Consider the following 15,643-nt stretch of genomic DNA (forward strand, 5'->3'; position numbering starts at 1 on the left):
AGCGCCAGAATCTGCTCGAGGCTCCAGCCGAGGTTGTGGAGAAGTTCCGAGACGATGTCAATGAGGGTCATGGTGCTATTCCTTCCAGAAAACGGGAATCACAGGATGATCACCTGCGAGCGGAACAGTGTTCGCGTTCCATACATTAAGCACACGACACGGACTCTGCAACGGGAATTGGATATTCGCTTTTGGTGCGCACCCTGTTTCACCCTGTGATATTGGGTCCGAAATCGGGCCACGCAGCGCCATAAACTGGACACATTCTTGAACTTGAGTCAGTTGGGCGCGGGCGGGTGCGCGTCGATCTCGGGCGCGGCCGGCTCGGGCGCGCCGAACCGCAAGCTCCGAGTCATCACCGGCCTCGAAGCGAAGGTTGTGCGTCTACCGAGCTCCCCGTAGACATGCAAGCTTCGGTTGGCCACCCACCGGCACGCACAGGTTGCGGTTCGGCACCCCAAACCACCCACCGGCACGCACAGGTTGCGGTTCGGCACCCCAAACCACCCACCGGCACGCACAGGTTGCGGCTCGGCCGCGGGGCCAACGCCCCGGAGCCTCACCAGGCGGCGAGCAGCAGTTCCTCCACCGCGTCGGCCGTCACCGGACGGGGGTTGGGGTAGGGGTCCGCCGCCACGCGCTCCGCGACCTCGCGCAGCGCCTCGCGGGCCACGCCGAGCGCGCGGAGCGTCGTCGGGCCGTCGTGCCGGGCCGCGAGCCCCGCGACGGCCAGCGTCGGGTCGCCGCTCGTGAGACGGATCAGCCGCTCCGCGGCGTCGGGCGCCGCCGGCAGGTTGAACCGCATGACGTACGCGAGGAGCAGGGCGTGCAGCTCGGCGTGCGGCAGGTCGAACGTCCCGCCGAGGGCGTGCGCGAGCTGGTGGTGCAGTCCCATCCGGGCCTGGGCCAGGCACGCACCGGCCAGCCAGGCGGCCTCCTGGAGCCGGGCGCGGGCGGGGAGGTCGGCCGGGCGGTCCAGCACCACGGGGAGCGCCGCGAGGATCCCGCCGGCGGACTCGACCGCGTAGGCGCGGGTCGCCGCGCTGGCACGGGAGTCCCAGAGGGCCTCGACGGCGTGGGCGAGCGCGTTGAGAGCCGAGGTCAGGGTCAGCCCCCGGGGCAGCGACAGCGTGAGGTCCGGGTCGTAGACGATGGTGCCCGGCGCCAGGGCAGGGTCGCGCCGGGTCGTCTTGATGCCGTTCTCGGTCTCGCCGAGCACGGGTGTGGCCTCGGACCCGGCGTAGGTGGTCGGCACCGCCACCTGCGGCATGCCGGTCCGGACGGCGAGCGCCTTCGACAGCCCGATGGCCGAGCCACCTCCTACCGCGACCAGAGCGTCGGCCCGCACCTCACCGGCCAGGGCGAGCGCGCGGGCGGTCACCTCGACCGGGCTGTGCTGGACGGGGCTGCCGAACGTCGCGGCATACCGGTCGGCCAGGGCCGTGGCCAGGCCCTGGGCCACCTCTGCCGACGACGGCGCCGCGACCAGCAGGACCCGCTGGGCCCCGAGCCGTTCGACCTCGTCCGGCACGAGGGAGACCGCGCCCGAACCCTGCAGCACTCGACCGGCGTACACCTGGTGCACCCTGATGTCTGTTCCCACGGGGCCCGAGCCTACGGCCGCCATGAGGCCGGCGACCATGGGCGACGGCTGCCGGACCCGCTGTCGAGATTCTTGATATCGAGACATCCGATAGCCTCTCGCCATGAAGCACACAGGTCCCGCCGACGAGGTCGACCGCATCGTCGCCGCGTGGCACCACGTGCGCCCGGACCTGGAGCTCGAACCCCTCACCGTGTTCAGCCGGGTATCGCGCCTCGCCCGGCATCTCGATCTGGCGCGCCGTACCGCCTTCGCGCGGCACAGCCTGGAGACCTGGGAGTTCGACGTGCTCTCCGCGCTGCGCCGCGCCGGTGAGCCGTACCGGCTCTCGCCCGGCACGCTCGTCACGCAGACCCTGGTCACCAGCGGCACCATGACCAACCGGATCGACCGACTGGAGTCGCGCGGGTTCGTGCAACGGCACCGCTCCCCCGACGACCGTCGCGGCGTCCTGGTCGAGCTCACCGAGGAAGGGCTGGCACGGGTCGACGCCGCGATGAGCGACCTGCTCGACATCGAGGCCACGGTGCTGGCCGCGCTCTCGCCCACGGAGCGCCCGCAGCTCGCCGATCTGCTCCGTACGGTGACGGCCCAGTTCGACGAGTAGCCGTAGACGCCGTGATCACCGCCGGATCGGTGGTGGCCGACGACGTCCCGGCCGCGAGCCTGGTGACCGGAGGCAAGGCAACCGTGCGACGGCGCTGGTGACGCTCGGGAGGCGGCTCAGCGGCTGCGGCTGACCACGATCTTCTCGCGGCCCAGCTGGTCAGGCAGAAAGAAGAGGTCGTCGGCGTCGGCGACGTACAGCGGCAGCTCGCCGAGCTCGGCCGGCTCGCCGTCGATGTCGGTGACCGTCAGCTCGACGCGGTCGGGCGCGCTTCCCGAGACGTACCTCCAGGTGCCCTCGAGCTCGGCGGGCACCTCCTCGACGGCACCGTCCGCCGCGTCGTCGAGCACCTCGTCCGGGACCCCGACCGCCGTGAACGTGCGGTCCTTGCCCAGCGCGACGACCGTCGTGGCGCCGTCACCCACGTAGGAGCCCACGAACTCGGGCTCCGTGTAGTCGATCGTGCCGATGTCGAACCCACAGCCGGACACCGTGAGTACACCGACGAGTGCTCCCACACCTCGGAGGACCTGCCGCTGCTTCATCAAACACCTGACGTCGTTCCGGATCCGTTGACCGGTCGCCCAATCTAACGGGAATGCCGCGATCCCTCCTGTGGAACACGCATGACGATCACCACACCGGGTGGTGATGTGCTGGACGCCTGACACACCGGCTGACCCCGTCACGGACAATGGCAGCATCATGAGCAACATCCGCACAGCGGCTGGCGGCTCGGCGCTGCTCGTCGCGGTCCTTGTCTTCGCGCTGAACCTGCGCACCCCCATCACATCTCTCCCGCCGGTCATGGCCGACGTCGCGGCCGGCCTCGGCCTGGACCAGACCCTCGCCGGACTGCTCGTGGGGATCCCCGCCCTCTGCTTCAGCGTGGTGGCGCCGGCGGCGTCCGCGCTCATCTCCCGGCTGGGGCCGTACGCGGCGGTCACGGTCGCGCTGGTGGGCGTGATCGCGGGGACGCTCATCCGGTCGGCGGGAACCGGCACGGTCGGTGTGGTCGCCGCGTTCACGGGGACGGTGGTGCTGGGTTCCGCGATCACGGTGGGCAACGTGGTGGTTCCCGTCATCATCGCGCGGGACTTCCCGGCCAGGGCGGCGCTGGCGACGGGCCTCTACTCGTCGACCATGAACCTCGGGTCGGTCTTCGCCACGTCCCTGACCGCACCGTTCGCGGCCCTGCTGGGGTGGCAGGGCGCCATCGCGTCGTGGTCGCTCGTCGCGGCGGTGGCGCTGGTCGTGTGGCTCGTCACCACCCGGCGGCTGCCGGACCCGCAGTTCGCCCGGGCGGCGCCCCCGCCGGACCCGCACGTGGACGACGACGGGGTCGTGCCCGCCACGCCCCCCACCCCGCACCGCTCCGAGGAACCCGACGAGACCTGGGGCGGTGTGCTGCGCCGTCCGATCACCTGGGCGCTGACCGTGGCGTTCGCGGGACAGTCGTTCTCGTACTACGCGGTCACCGGCTGGCTGCCCGAGCTGCTGCGCGACCTGCTGGACCTGTCCGTGGCCACGGCGGGCAACGCCGCGGCGCCGTTCCAGGGCCTGGCCATCGCGGGCAGCGTGCTGGTCCCGCTCGCCCTCGCCGCACGGGTCCCGATGCGGTGGGCCGCGGTGACGATGGCGCTGCTGTGGCTCGCCCTGCCCGCCGGCCTCCTGCTGGCGCCGCAGTGGTGGCTGCTGTGGGTGAGCCTCGCCGGGGTCGCCCAGGGCGGGAACTTCGTGGTGATCTTCACACTCGTCGCGCAGCGGTGCCGCACCGTCGCGCAGACGCGCCGCACGGTGGCCGCCGTCCAGGCGTTCGGCTACGCGGTGGCGGCGACAGCGCCCGCCGTGATCGGTGCGGTGCTCTCGGTGTCCGGCGGGTGGAACGCACCGCTCCTGGTGATCCTCGGGTCCACGCTCGCCCTGGGCACCGCCGAGCTGATCGCGACACGCCGCCCCAGGCGCAGGCGTTCCTGACAGGAACATTTCCAGAGTCATTGAAACCTGGCAGGATGATTGCCTACCTTTCCAGCATGACGACACATCTTGAGCCCACCGCAGTGCTCCCCACCCTCCGCGAGCACCTCCTGGTCGACGGGTTCGACCTCGTCCTCGATCTCACCCGGTCGCACGGCTCCACACTCGTCGACGCGCGCGACGGCCGCGAGTGGCTCGACCTGTTCACGTTCTTCGCCTCCTCGCCGCTCGGCATGAACCACCCCGCCCTGGCCGACGACGCGGCGTTCCGCGAGGAGCTCGCCACCGCGGCGATCAACAAGCCGTCGAACTCCGACATCTACACGGTCGAGATGGCGCGCTTCGCCGACACCTTCGCGCGTGTGCTCGGCGACCCGGCGCTGCCCCACCTGTTCTTCATCGACGGTGGAGCGCTCGCCGTCGAGAACGCGCTCAAGGTCGCGTTCGACTGGAAGTCCCGCCTCAACGAGGCGAACGGCCGCTCCCCCGAGCTCGGCACCCAGGTGATGCACCTGGAGCACGCGTTCCACGGCCGCTCCGGCTACACGATGTCGCTCACGAACACCGAGCCGGGCAAGGTGGCGCGGTTCCCCAAGTTCGCCTGGCCGCGCATCCCCTCGCCGTACATCGCGGAGGGCAAGGACATGGACGCGGCGGAGGCCGAGGCGCTCGGCGCCGCCCGTGCCGCGTTCGAGGCCAACCCGCACGACGTCGCGGCGTTCATCATGGAGCCCGTCCAGGGTGAGGGCGGCGACCACCACTTCCGCCCCTCGTTCCTGCAGGGCATGCAGGCGCTGTGCCGGGAGTTCGACGCGCTGTTCATCGTGGACGAGGTCCAGACCGGCGCGGGGATCACCGGGACCACGTGGGCGTACCAGCAGCTGGGCGTCACGCCCGACGTCGTCGCCTTCGGCAAGAAGACGCAGGTCTGCGGCATCATGGCCGGCGGTCGCGTCGACGAGGTCCCGGACAACGCGTTCGCCGTCTCGTCGCGCATCAACTCGACCTGGGGCGGCAACCTCACCGACATGGTGCGCTCGCGCCGGATCCTCGAGACCTACGAGGCAGAGGGCCTGGTCGAGCGGGCCCGCACCATGGGCAAGACCCTGCACGACGCGCTCACCGAGCTGGCGACCCGGCACGACGGCGTGACCGATGTGCGCGGCAAGGGCCTCATGTGCGCGATGACGCTGCCGTCGCGCGCGGTCCGCGACCAGGTGCTCGCCGCGCTCACCGAGCGCAGCGTGCTGCTGCTGGGCTGCGGCGAGCGGTCGGTGCGGTTCCGCCCGGCGCTGACGGTCTCCGCCGAGGCCCTCGAGGCGGGCGTGCAGGCCCTGGACGAGGTCCTGACGGAAACCCTCTGACCTGTCGGACGCTCAGGTCGCTCGGGTGACCTGAGCGTCTGACGTGTCGTGGGCTGCTCGTCGTGGCTACTCGTCCTCCGCCGCCACGCTGTCCGCGATGCGGATCAGCTCCGCCACGGTCGGTCCCGCGTTCCCGGTCGGAGTGCGGCCGACCGTGGCCAGCAGCAGGTACGAGCCCAGGTCGTCGGACCACTCGACCCGCACAGGGCCGAACCCGTTGTTGTCCACGCGGGTGACCCGTGCCGTGTGCCCCGACTCCGGCAGGTCCTCCGACTCGACCGTCACGTTGTCGCCGGACAGCTCGTCGGACAGTTCCGCCGACCCCGGGTACGCCACATACGTGATGACGTTCTGCGGGTGGTACGCGCCGGCCCGGACCTCCTCCTCCGGCCACGCCTGACCCGGTCCCTCGGGGAACGTCTCCTCGTTCTCCTCGCCGTCCAGCGGGTAGCCGATCCAGGTGCCGAGGTGGTCCTCCGCCGTCGTGCGACCGATCCGGGCCGAGATGTCGGCGGGGCACTCGGCCACCGCGCTCTTGACGGACTCGGGCATCCAGTGGGGCTGCCGCAGGTCCTCGGCGCAGGTGCCGGCCGTCAGCTCGGTGGCGTCCACCGGAGCGACGACGGGCTCGTCCTCGCGCGCCCCGAGAACCAGCGTGACCACGACGATGATGATCGCGCCGAGCAGCGTCACCGCACCGCCGAGCAGCCATTCGGGCCGGATGCGCGGCTCCTCGATGGTCGTGACCACGTCAGCCCTCGCACTCGATCTCGGTGACTGCGTTCCGCGAGAGCGCCATGACCTTGTTCGACGAGACCGGGCTGCGCGCCACGCCCGGCAGCACGTACGACCCCCAGTCGCAGTCGTTCTCGGCGAAGTAGGCCTCCCGGGCACCGCCCGGGGCGCCGTAGCGCACGCGGTGGTCGGGGCCGCGGCAGTCGAACTCCGGGTCGCACAGCGAGACGACCAGCGCGCGCATGGTGACCCAGGTGCCGGTGTCCACGCACCCGTTGACCGGCAGCCCGTTGTAGGCCTGGAACGCCTTGGTCGCCGCCTCCGAGTCCGCGTCCCACGACCCGTCCACGGGCTTGAGCCCGGTACCGGCCGACAGCACGTTCTGGACCGCGACCACAGCGCCCCCGGAGGTCCGGCCGCACTCGCCGACCGGATCGTTGGACACCCACATCGCGCTCGAGTTCATCGCCTGCGCCACGGCGGCGATGATCAGGGCAGCGGCCACGGTGCCACCGCCCGCCTGCAGCCAGGTTCGGGTCGTGGGCATTGACTCGGGGCTCCTTCGTCTGCCCGGCACCGGGGCACCCACGGGGGCCCGCGCGAGGCGAGGACGCTTCGCGGGGTGGGGCACGGCGCCGGACGATGTGCTGGCGACGCCGAGCGTAACAATCCGCCCTTACAAGACGGAAGCGACGCACCAGGACGAAGTGCAGTTAACCGCCTTGCCCCCTCACCGGGTCGTGTGGGCGCCGCCGTTGACGTGCAGCGTCTGGCCCGTGAGGTGCCGGGCGCCGGGCGAGGCCAGGAACGAGACCAGGGCGGCGACGTCGTCGGGCAGGCCCGCGCGGCCGTCGTGCGTGGCGGCGACCAGCCGGTCTCGACGCTGCTCGGTGAGGCGGTCCTTGAAGTAGCCGGTCTCGGCGATGTAGCCGGGCGCCACGCAGTTCGCGGTGATCCCGCGCGGGCCGACCGACGCGGACAGCCCTGCGGTCCACGCCTGGACCGCCGCCTTGGCGACGCCGTACGACGTGCCCGCGTACTCGGCGCCGATCGAGCCGACGGTCACCACGGACCCGCCGGGCGGCATGGTTTCCAGGACCGCGGTGGCCACCAGCACGGTGCTGAGCAGGTTCGCGTCGAGGTTGGCGCGCCAGGCGTCGGCGAGCTGCGCGAGGCCGACCGGCTCCGGCCGGTCGAAGTCGGTGTTACCGCCCGCCATGGCCACGAGGACGTCGACGGGTGCGCCGAGCCGCTCCGTCAGCTCCGCCACGCCGTCCGGCCGCCCGACGTCGCAGCGCACCCCGCGCGCGCCCGTCTCCTGTGCCGACCGCTCGAGCCGCACCGCGTCGCGGCCGGTGATGACGACGTGGTCGCCCTGCTCGACGAAACGGCGCGCCACCGCACTCCCGATGCCACCGGAACCCCCGGTGACGAGAACAAGTCTGGGCATGCCACTGCCTCCGATCCTGTACGTTTAGATCTAAACATACAGGAGGGTCCAGTGACCGAGTACCCCTTCGACTCGACGTCGGCCGTTCCGCCCGAGTCGATCGCGACCGCGTGGGAACGCGAGCTTCCGGGCGTGCCGGTGTCGTCCATCGGCGTGATCACCCCGCTGTGGCGAGCCGCGAAGGCTCTCGCCGACGACCGGCGCAGGACCCTGCACCGGATCGGGATCGACCCGGCGACCCTCGACCTGCTCAGCACCCTGCGGCGCTCGGGCGAGCCGTGGGCGCTGACGACGCGCGAGCTGGCGGCGCAGACCCTCGTGACCGCGGGCGCGATCTCGCAGCGCGTGGCACGGGCCGAGCAGGCCGGCCTGGTGACGCGGTCGCCGTCCGACGCCGGGCGGCGCGCGGTGGCCGTGACCCTGACCGCCGCCGGGCACGAGCTGGTCGAACGCGCGGTGCGCGCCCTGCTCGCGCACGAGGAGGAGCTGATCGGCGGCCTGTCCCCGCAGGACCGCCGGACGCTGGGCGAGCTGCTCGGCCGGCTCACGTCCGCCTGGGGGGCCGCCGGCCCGGCAGAACGAGAACCCGGATAGCGGCGCGGCGTGCCGGAGCCCACGGACACCCGCCCGCGCGAAAGGTAGTCTCAGGCCATGCTGCGGCCCCTGACCAGTCCGCCGCGACTACGTCCCGGTGACACCGTGGCCGTCGTCGCCCCGTCCGGTCCGGTACCACCGGAGCGGCTCGACGACGGCGTCGCGCACCTCCGCGGATGGGGGCTCGACGTGCAGGTGATGCCCCATGTCCTGGACACGCACCCGAGACACGGCTATCTGGCGGGCTCCGACGCGGCGCGTGCCGCCGACTTCCAGGAGGCGTGGCTCGATCCCGACGTCCGGGCGGTCTTCACCGCGCGCGGCGGCTACGGGGCGAGCCGGATGGTCGACCTCGTCGACTGGGACGCGCTGGCCGCGACCGACCCGAAGGTGCTCGTCGGCTACAGCGACTGCACGGTGCTGCACCAGGCGGTCGCGACCCACCTCGGGCTCGTGTCCCTGCACGGCCCGATGTCGGGGACCGTGTCGTTCCTCGAGTCACCGACGGCACGCGAGCACCTGCGGCGCACGCTGTTCGAGCCGGATACCACGCAGAAGGTCTCCGGCCCCTTCGCGCACACCCTGGTGGGCGGGACGGCCCGCGGCATCACGACCGGCGGCTGCCTCTCGCTCCTGGCGACGTCCGTCGGGCGCGGCCCGACGCAGCCGTCCGCCGCGGGCGGGATCGTCCTGCTGGAGGACGTCGACGAGCGGGCCTACCGGGTCGACTCGTTCCTCACGTTCCTGCTGCGCTCCGGCTGGTTCGACGGCGCGGTGGGGATCGTGCTCGGGTCGTGGCGGGACTGCGAGCCGGTCGAGCCCGTGGTCCTGGACCTGCTGGGGCCGCTCGACATCCCGATCGTCGGCGAGCTCGGGTTCGGCCACGGGCCGGACCCGTTCACCGTGCCGCTCGGCGTGCCGGTCGTGCTGGACGCCGACGCGGGCACGCTCACGCTGGACCAGCCCGCCCTGGCACAGCGCTGAGTCGGCCCGTTCTCTCCTTCGAGGCGGCCGGCCGTCAGCCCGGCTCGGTCGTCTGCCCCTCGAAGTACGTCTGCAGCACCACCGTGGTGCGCGTCGAGACCTTGGCCGTGCGGCGGATGCGGCCCAGCAGCTCCTCCAGCGCGCGCGGCGACGCCACCCGGGCCGTGAGCAGGTAGTTCGCGTTGCCCGCCACCGAGTAGCAGGACTCGATGCCCGGCATGCCGCGCAGGCGCTCGGGCGCGTCGTCCTCCTGCGCCTGGTCCAGCGGGGTGATCTCGATGAAGGCGGAGAGCGGCAGCCCGACTGCCTCGGCGTTCACCACGGCCCGGTAGCCCGTGATGACGCCGCGGGCCTCCAGCTTGCGCACCCGCACCTGCACCGCGGACAAGGACAGCCCCGAGATCTCGGACAGCACCGCGAGCGTGGTGCGCCCGTCCTTGCGCAGCGCGTCGACGAGGGCTCGATCGACCCCGTCGAGCGGTGCCTGATCGTTGTCGGTCATCCCGCCACCTCCGCCGCTTCCAACCAGGCCAGCTCGAGCTCGTCGCGCTCGCTCGCCAGGTCGCGGAGCTCCGCGTCCAGCCGGGCGACAGCCTGGTAGTCCGTTGCCTGCTGCGCGATGCTCTCGTGCAGCTCGGCCTCCTTCTGGGCAATCTTCGCAAGCCGGCGCTCGATCCGGGAGGCCTCCTTCTTCGCCGCGCGAACGTCACGCTGGTTGACCGCCTCCCCACCGGGGGCTCCGCCCGACACCGGGGCGGCGTCCGGCACCGCCCCGCTCGCCGCCGGACCGCCCGCCGCACCCGTGCCCGCGCCGGCCGGTGTGCCCGAGGCGGACGCCCCGGCCGCCTTGGCCGCCGCGCGGAGCCGCAGGTACTCCTCGACCCCGCCGGGCAGGTCGCGGATGCTCCCGTCGCCGAGCAGCGCGACCTGCCGGTCCGCCACGCGCTCCAGCAGGTAGCGGTCGTGCGAGACGACGATCAGCGTGCCCAGCCACCCGTCCAACAGGTCCTCGACCGCGGCGAGGGTGTCGGTGTCGAGGTCGTTGGTGGGCTCGTCGAGCAGCAGCACGTTGGGCTCGGCCACCAGCAGGCGCAGCAGCTGGAGCCGGCGCCGCTCGCCGCCGGACAGGTCGCGCACGAGGGTGTAGGCACGCTCCCGGGTGAAGCCGAGCTTCTCGGTGAGCTGGGACGCCGTCAGCTCCTTGCCGTCGACGACGACCCGGCCCTTCTCCTGCTCGACCACCTGGACCGCGGTGAGGCCCCCGAGCTCGTCCAGCTCGGCGACGTCCTGCGAGAGCTCGCGGACGTGGATCGTCTTGCCGCGCTTGACCCGGCCGGAGTCGGGCTCGCGGCGGCCGGCGAGCAGGGCGAGCAACGTCGTCTTGCCCGCGCCGTTGACGCCGACGACGCCGTACCGGTCGCCGGGGCCGAGGCGCCAGGTCACGTCGTCGAACAGCACCTTGCCGGGGACGGTGACGCTGACGGACTCCAGGTCCAGCACGTCCTTCCCCAGCCGCCGCGTCGCCATCCGGGTCAGCTCCATCGAGTCCCGTGGCGGCGGCTCGTCGTCGATCAGCGCGGACGCGGCGTCGAGCCGGAACTTCGGCTTGGACGTGCGGGCCGGCGCGCCGCGGCGCAGCCACGCGAGCTCCTTGCGCAGCAGGTTGTCGCGCTTCTCGGCGGCCGTCGCGGCCTGGCGGGCACGTTCGGCGCGCGCGAGGATGTAGGCAGCGTAGCCACCCTCGTACCCGTCGATGGCTCCGGTGTCGTCCCCGCGCACCTCCCACATGCGGGAGCAGACCTCGTCGAGGAACCAGCGGTCGTGCGTCACGACCACGAGGGCACCGGTCGTCCCTGGCCGTCCGTACCGTTCCCGCAGGTGGGCCGCGAGCCAGGCGACGCCCTCGACGTCGAGGTGGTTGGTCGGCTCGTCGAGCAGCAGCACGTCCGGGTCCTGCACGAGCAGGGCCGCCAGCGCCACGCGGCGGCGCTGGCCGCCGGAGAGCTTGGCGACGGGCGCGTCCCAGCCGAGGTCGGCGAGCAGCCCGTCCTGTACCTGGCGCACCCGTGCGTCGGACGCCCAGACGTGGGTCTCGGCGTCGCCGTGCACGATGTCGAGCACCGTCGCGCCCTCGACCAGCTCGTCCCGCTGGTCGAGCATGCCGAGGGTCGAGCCGCCCACCCGGGTGACGCGGCCGGCGTCGGGCCGCGAGGTGCCGGCGAGGATGCGCAGCAGGGTCGACTTGCCCGCGCCGTTGGGTCCGACCACGCCGACGCGGTCGCCGTCGTCGAGCCCGAGGGAGACGTCGGACAGGAGGGTGCGAGTACCGATGGTCAGCGCGATGCCGTCCGCGCCGAGTAGATGTGCCACCTAAGAAGGGTAGTTCGCCACGGGCCGGGAACCGGACACCCACCGCCATCCGGTCCGCCGGCGGGCGGCGGACGGCGCCCTGCCGGGCGGCGAACGGCGTCTACTCGATGTCGGATGCCCCGGCTAGTCTGTCCACCGTCGACGGCGACCGCGCCCGCGTGGGCCCGTCGAGCACGTAGACGACTATGCCGAGGAGCACCACGTGGCCCAGTTCGACATGCCGCTGCCCGATCTCGAGACGTACGTCCCCGAGATCGACGAGCCCGGCGACTTCGACGAGTTCTGGTCGGCGACCCTCACGGAGGCGCGCGCGTTCGGCCAGGCACCCACCGTGGAGCGCATCGACATCGGGCTCACCGAGGTAGTGGTCGACGACGTCACGTTCCCCGGCTTCGGCGGCCATCCGGTCAAGGCCTGGCTCACCCGGCCGGCGCACGCCGACGGCGACCTCCCCGTGGTGGTGGAGTACGAGGGCTACGGCGGTGGGCGCGGTCTGCCGCACGAGAAGATCCACTGGGCGGCGGCCGGGTACGCGCACCTGCGGATGGACACCCGCGGCCAGGGTTCGGGCTGGGGCACCGGTGGGGACACGCCGGACCCGGTGGGCTCCGGGCCCGCGACTCCCGGGTTCATGACCCGCGGCGTGCTCGACCCGCACGACCACTACTACCGTCGCGTCTTCACCGACGGAGTCCGCGCCGTCGACGCGGTGCGTGCCGTCCCCGGACTGGACCCGGAGCGCGTGGCGGTGAGCGGAGTCAGCCAGGGCGGCGGCATCACCATCGCGGTGGCCGGCCTGGTGCCCGACGTCGTGGCAGCGATGCCGGACGTGCCGTTCCTGAGCCACTACCGTCGCGCCGTGTCGATCACGGACAACCTCCCGTACGGCGAGATCACGAAGTTCCTGTCCGTGTACCGCGATCCCTCGGTCGAGGCGCAGGTCTGGCGCACCTTCTCCTACCTGGACGGGGTCTCGTTCGCCCGCCGGGCGCGTTCGGCAGGTCTGTTCTCGGTCGCCCTCATGGACGCCACCTGCCCGCCGTCCACCGTGTACGCCGCGTTCAACAGCTGGGCTCCGGGGCAGGCCGAACCGGTGCTGAAGGACATCGACGTCTACCCGTACAACAACCACGAGGGCGGCGGGGACTACCGCTTCCCGCGCAAGCTCGCGTGGCTGGGCAAGATCATCTGACCGCCGGGACTGCTCGAACCGGAAAAATGCCTGTCGCGCCCGGGCGGTAGGCTCCCAGCGCACGCCCATCCCCGGAGGTCCACCCGTGCCTGAGTACGATCTGCCGCTCGTCACGGTGACGCCGGCCACGCCGCCCGCCACCGACGAGCCCGCGAGCTTCGACCTGTTCTGGACGCAGAACCTCGCCGCGCACCGCGGCATCGAGGTGGCGCCCGTGCTGACCGCTGCGTCCACCCGCGCCAAGGACCTCACGGCCGAGGCCGTGACCTACGCCGGGTTCGAGGGCCGCCCCGTGACGGGTCGGCTCATCGCCCCGTCGCAGGCCGACGCCACGCTGCCGGGCGTGGTCGAGCTGCGGCCCGCCGGCCGTGCCGCCGGCCGTGACCTCGAGTGGCTCGCGCCGGACGGGTTCGCCCACCTGGTGGTCGAGCTGCCCCCGGACGACCTCGACGACCCGTACAACCGTGGCGTCTTCACCGACGCCGTCCGGGCGGTGCAGGCGCTGCGGACGCTCGCGAGCGTGGACCCCTCACGGATCGCCGTGCTCGGCAGCGGCCCGGTGGCCGCGGCCGTCGTCGCCGCGGCCGGGCTGCTGCCCGATCTCGCGTGCGCCCTGGTCGAGGGCGACATCCCCGCCGCGCACAAGGACTCGCTGGTCGCGTTCGCCCGCCGGGCGAGCACGCCGCTGCAGCTCACCCAGGGTGCCGGAGCGCAGGTGCTGCTGGAGGAGTGGGGCTTCAACGCGGCGCTGGCCCTTGCCGCGATGACGGGCTCGGTCGAGCGGGTGGTCGAGTGCGTCCTGACCACGGAGAGCAACGCGGCAGCACGGCGCGCCCGCTGGATAGCGGCGCACACCCACCTGAAGGACGTCTTCGTTCCCCAGGTCGCCTACTGACCCCTGTGGCGCCGGGGGTCAGCGGGAGATCGAGGTGACGATCTGGGTGCCCGGGGCCGGACCGGTCGCGCACCAGACCGCGTCGACGACGTCGGCCGCCGTCCACGCGGCGCCCAGCGCGAGCGCGTGCTGCCGCGAGCGGCCGAGCGCCGCGACCGTCGGTCCCGAACCGGAGACGACCACGCCCAGCGCGCCCGAGTCGGTGGCGACCTCCAGCACGGCGGCGAGCTCGGGCCGCAGGTCCAGTGCGGGCGCCGCCAGGTCGTTGTGCAGCGCCTTACCGAGCGCCACGGCGTCCCCGGCACGCAGCGCGTGCATGAGCTCGGTGTCGTCGGCCGCGGGGGCCACGTGGGGCGTCGACGGTCCGGCCAGCTCGTCGAACCGGCGGAACACGCTCGGCGTCGACAGACCCGTGCGCTGCGTCGCGAAGCACCAGTGGAACTCGCCGCGCGTCATCGCCGGGGTGAGGAGGTCTCCCCGGCCCGTGCCCACCGCGGTGTGCCCCAGCAGCGAGAACGGCACGTCCGCGCCGAGCTCGGCGGCCAGCTCGACCAGCTCCTGACGCGGCAGGCCGGCGTCCCAGAGCGCGTCACAGGCCACGAGCGCGGCGGCGGCGTCGGCGGAGCCGCCGGCCATGCCACCGGCGACCGGCACGCCCTTGGTGATGTGCAGCCCGACGTCGGCGGGCAGGCCCGTGCGCTCCGCGAGCAGCGCGGCGGCCCGCCACGCGAGATTGGACTCGTCGGTCGGCACGGCATCGGCCTGCGGCCCCGAGACGGTCAGCGAGATGCCGGATCCTGGCGCGGCCTGCCGGGCGGTGACCTCCTCGAACAGGGACACGGCCTGGAAGATGGTCGCCAGCGGGTGGTACCCGTCGCTGCCGACGGGCCCGACGCGCAGCGCGAGGTTGACCTTGCCCGGCGCGCGGACGCGGACGGAGGGCGGCGGAGCCGCGCTGAGGTGCGCGCTCACGCGACCCCCTCGGGGAGCTGTTCCGCGATGCGGGCGAACTGCTCGACCACGAGCGTCTCGCCGCGCGCGCTCGGGTCCACGCCCGCGGCGCGGAGCGCCGTCTCGGCGGCGGCACCCGAGCCGAACAGCCCGGCGAGTGCGGCGCGCAGCGTCTTGCGGCGCTGTGCGAACGCGGTGTCGACGACGGCGAACACCCGCTCCCGAGCCGCGGTGGTGGACGGCGGCTCGCGGCGCTCCAGGTAGACCAGCGCGGAGTCGACGTTCGGGGCGGGCCAGAAGACGTTGCGACCGATGGTCCCCACCCGACGGGCCGACGCGTACCAGGCGGCCTTCACCGACGGGATGCCGTAGATCTTCGAGCCCGGCACCGCGGCGATCCGGTCGGCGACCTCCGCCTGGACCATCACGAGCACACGTTCCAGGGAGTCGAACCGCTGCAGCATGGTGAGCAGCACGGGCACGGCCACGTTGTACGGCAGGTTCGCCACGAGCGCCGTGGGCGGGTCGCCGGGCAGGACGGTCACGTCCATCGCGTCGGAGAGCACCACCTCGAAGTCGGCGTCCGGCAACCGGGACCGCACGGTCTCGGCGATCTGGCCGGCCAGGAGCGGGTCGATCTCGATCGCCACCACCGAGGCGCCGGCCTCCGCCAGGCCGAGCGTCAGGGAGCCCAGCCCCGGGCCTACCTCGACCACCCGCTCGCCCGGCCGCAGGTTCGCGATGCGCACGATCTTGCGGACCGTGCCACCGTCGTGCAGGAAGTTCTGGCCCAGCGTCTTGGTGGGCCGAACGCCCAAACGCCCTGCCAGGTCGCGGATCTCCGCTGGACCGAGCAGGGCGCTTGAGGTTTCGTTCATGCAGGGGAGCCTATCCGGAGCGATCGCGGCGAGCGCACTCGGA

Annotated in this window: 16 protein-coding genes; 7 read left to right on the forward strand and 9 right to left on the reverse strand. The window is 72.7% G+C overall.

The annotated features are described in order from the left end of the window. Window positions 1–559: 559 nt before the first annotated feature. A complete protein-coding gene (locus ACYVK7_RS03115) occupies window positions 560–1,603 on the reverse strand; it encodes a maleylacetate reductase (RefSeq protein WP_460886208.1) in 1,044 nt (347 codons plus the stop codon). Window positions 1,604–1,706: 103 nt separating this feature from the next. Between ACYVK7_RS03115 and ACYVK7_RS03120 the strand changes: the two genes are divergently transcribed. Further along, window positions 1,707–2,210 (forward strand): MarR family winged helix-turn-helix transcriptional regulator, encoded by a 504-nt coding sequence (locus tag ACYVK7_RS03120; RefSeq protein WP_460886209.1) that lies wholly within the window; start codon window positions 1,707–1,709, stop codon window positions 2,208–2,210. Window positions 2,211–2,326: 116 nt separating this feature from the next. On the opposite strand, the gene ACYVK7_RS03125 is transcribed toward ACYVK7_RS03120, so the two are convergent. Next, window positions 2,327–2,755, reverse strand: a complete 429-nt coding sequence (locus ACYVK7_RS03125) for a hypothetical protein (protein WP_460886210.1) — start codon at window positions 2,753–2,755, stop codon at window positions 2,327–2,329. Between the two features lie 160 nt (window positions 2,756–2,915). On the opposite strand from ACYVK7_RS03125, the gene ACYVK7_RS03130 reads away from it, so the two are divergent. Together ACYVK7_RS03130 and lat are read left to right on the forward strand one after the other, a co-directional pair. After that, window positions 2,916–4,187 (forward strand): MFS transporter, encoded by a 1,272-nt coding sequence (locus tag ACYVK7_RS03130; protein ID WP_460886211.1) that lies wholly within the window; start codon window positions 2,916–2,918, stop codon window positions 4,185–4,187. A 56-nt stretch (window positions 4,188–4,243) separates the two neighbouring features. Beyond that, complete coding sequence (gene lat / locus ACYVK7_RS03135; protein ID WP_460886212.1) at window positions 4,244–5,551, forward strand: L-lysine 6-transaminase; 1,308 nt, start codon at window positions 4,244–4,246, stop codon at window positions 5,549–5,551. Between the two features lie 66 nt (window positions 5,552–5,617). Here the strand turns inward: lat and ACYVK7_RS03140 are convergent, their stop codons facing one another. From ACYVK7_RS03140 to ACYVK7_RS03150, 3 genes are all read right to left on the reverse strand, one after another. Then, a complete protein-coding gene (locus tag ACYVK7_RS03140) occupies window positions 5,618–6,301 on the reverse strand; it encodes a hypothetical protein (RefSeq protein ID WP_460886213.1) in 684 nt (227 codons plus the stop codon). A 1-nt stretch (window position 6,302) separates the two neighbouring features. Further along, complete coding sequence (locus ACYVK7_RS03145; protein ID WP_460886214.1) at window positions 6,303–6,833, reverse strand: peptidoglycan-binding domain-containing protein; 531 nt, start codon at window positions 6,831–6,833, stop codon at window positions 6,303–6,305. Window positions 6,834–7,016: 183 nt separating this feature from the next. Continuing rightward, window positions 7,017–7,736 (reverse strand): SDR family NAD(P)-dependent oxidoreductase, encoded by a 720-nt coding sequence (locus ACYVK7_RS03150; protein WP_460886215.1) that lies wholly within the window; start codon window positions 7,734–7,736, stop codon window positions 7,017–7,019. Between the two features lie 51 nt (window positions 7,737–7,787). Here ACYVK7_RS03150 and ACYVK7_RS03155 point away from each other — a divergent pair, with 51 nt between their 5' ends. After that, complete coding sequence (locus tag ACYVK7_RS03155) at window positions 7,788–8,330, forward strand: MarR family winged helix-turn-helix transcriptional regulator (protein ID WP_460886216.1); 543 nt, start codon at window positions 7,788–7,790, stop codon at window positions 8,328–8,330. 57 nt (window positions 8,331–8,387) lie between these two features. Next, window positions 8,388–9,314: a S66 peptidase family protein gene (locus tag ACYVK7_RS03160; protein ID WP_460886217.1), complete on the forward strand. Its 927-nt coding sequence runs from the start codon at window positions 8,388–8,390 to the stop codon at window positions 9,312–9,314. 34 nt (window positions 9,315–9,348) lie between these two features. On the opposite strand, the gene ACYVK7_RS03165 is transcribed toward ACYVK7_RS03160, so the two are convergent. Continuing rightward, window positions 9,349–9,816 carry an Lrp/AsnC family transcriptional regulator gene (locus ACYVK7_RS03165; RefSeq protein WP_460886218.1) on the reverse strand — a complete coding sequence of 156 codons (468 nt, stop codon included), beginning with the start codon at window positions 9,814–9,816 and terminating at the stop codon, window positions 9,349–9,351. Beyond that, window positions 9,813–11,684, reverse strand: a complete 1,872-nt coding sequence (locus tag ACYVK7_RS03170) for an ABC-F family ATP-binding cassette domain-containing protein (RefSeq protein WP_460886219.1) — start codon at window positions 11,682–11,684, stop codon at window positions 9,813–9,815. The genes ACYVK7_RS03165 and ACYVK7_RS03170 overlap by 4 nt, the downstream gene beginning before the upstream one ends. Window positions 11,685–11,886: 202 nt before the next feature. On the opposite strand from ACYVK7_RS03170, the gene ACYVK7_RS03175 reads away from it, so the two are divergent. Continuing rightward, window positions 11,887–12,876 (forward strand): acetylxylan esterase, encoded by a 990-nt coding sequence (locus ACYVK7_RS03175; RefSeq protein ID WP_460886220.1) that lies wholly within the window; start codon window positions 11,887–11,889, stop codon window positions 12,874–12,876. An 85-nt stretch (window positions 12,877–12,961) separates the two neighbouring features. Continuing rightward, window positions 12,962–13,771: an acetylxylan esterase gene (locus ACYVK7_RS03180; protein ID WP_460886221.1), complete on the forward strand. Its 810-nt coding sequence runs from the start codon at window positions 12,962–12,964 to the stop codon at window positions 13,769–13,771. 18 nt (window positions 13,772–13,789) lie between these two features. Here the strand turns inward: ACYVK7_RS03180 and ACYVK7_RS03185 are convergent, their stop codons facing one another. Together ACYVK7_RS03185 and rsmA are read right to left on the reverse strand one after the other, a co-directional pair. Then, entirely contained in the window at window positions 13,790–14,743 is a 954-nt protein-coding gene (locus ACYVK7_RS03185) for a 4-(cytidine 5'-diphospho)-2-C-methyl-D-erythritol kinase (protein WP_460886222.1), read from the reverse strand. Continuing rightward, a complete protein-coding gene (gene rsmA, locus ACYVK7_RS03190) occupies window positions 14,740–15,600 on the reverse strand; it encodes a 16S rRNA (adenine(1518)-N(6)/adenine(1519)-N(6))-dimethyltransferase RsmA (protein WP_460886223.1) in 861 nt (286 codons plus the stop codon). The genes ACYVK7_RS03185 and rsmA overlap by 4 nt, the downstream gene beginning before the upstream one ends. Between the last annotated feature and the right edge of the window lie 43 nt (window positions 15,601–15,643).

It is taken from the genome of Promicromonospora xylanilytica (genome assembly GCF_054782895.1).

Excerpts from the sequence above, each read along its gene's own strand:
- ACYVK7_RS03120 (WP_460886209.1), top strand. The coding sequence starts at position 1,707 with ATGAAGCACACAGGTCCCGCCGACGAGGTCGACCGCATCGTCGCCGCG.
- ACYVK7_RS03125 (WP_460886210.1), bottom strand. The coding sequence starts at position 2,755 with ATGAAGCAGCGGCAGGTCCTCCGAGGTGTGGGAGCACTCGTCGGTGTA.
- ACYVK7_RS03130 (WP_460886211.1), top strand. The coding sequence starts at position 2,916 with ATGAGCAACATCCGCACAGCGGCTGGCGGCTCGGCGCTGCTCGTCGCG.
- lat (WP_460886212.1), top strand. The coding sequence starts at position 4,244 with ATGACGACACATCTTGAGCCCACCGCAGTGCTCCCCACCCTCCGCGAG.
- ACYVK7_RS03145 (WP_460886214.1), bottom strand. The coding sequence starts at position 6,833 with ATGCCCACGACCCGAACCTGGCTGCAGGCGGGCGGTGGCACCGTGGCC.
- ACYVK7_RS03150 (WP_460886215.1), bottom strand. The coding sequence starts at position 7,736 with ATGCCCAGACTTGTTCTCGTCACCGGGGGTTCCGGTGGCATCGGGAGT.
- ACYVK7_RS03160 (WP_460886217.1), top strand. The coding sequence starts at position 8,388 with ATGCTGCGGCCCCTGACCAGTCCGCCGCGACTACGTCCCGGTGACACC.
- ACYVK7_RS03165 (WP_460886218.1), bottom strand. The coding sequence starts at position 9,816 with ATGACCGACAACGATCAGGCACCGCTCGACGGGGTCGATCGAGCCCTC.
- rsmA (WP_460886223.1), bottom strand. The coding sequence starts at position 15,600 with ATGAACGAAACCTCAAGCGCCCTGCTCGGTCCAGCGGAGATCCGCGAC.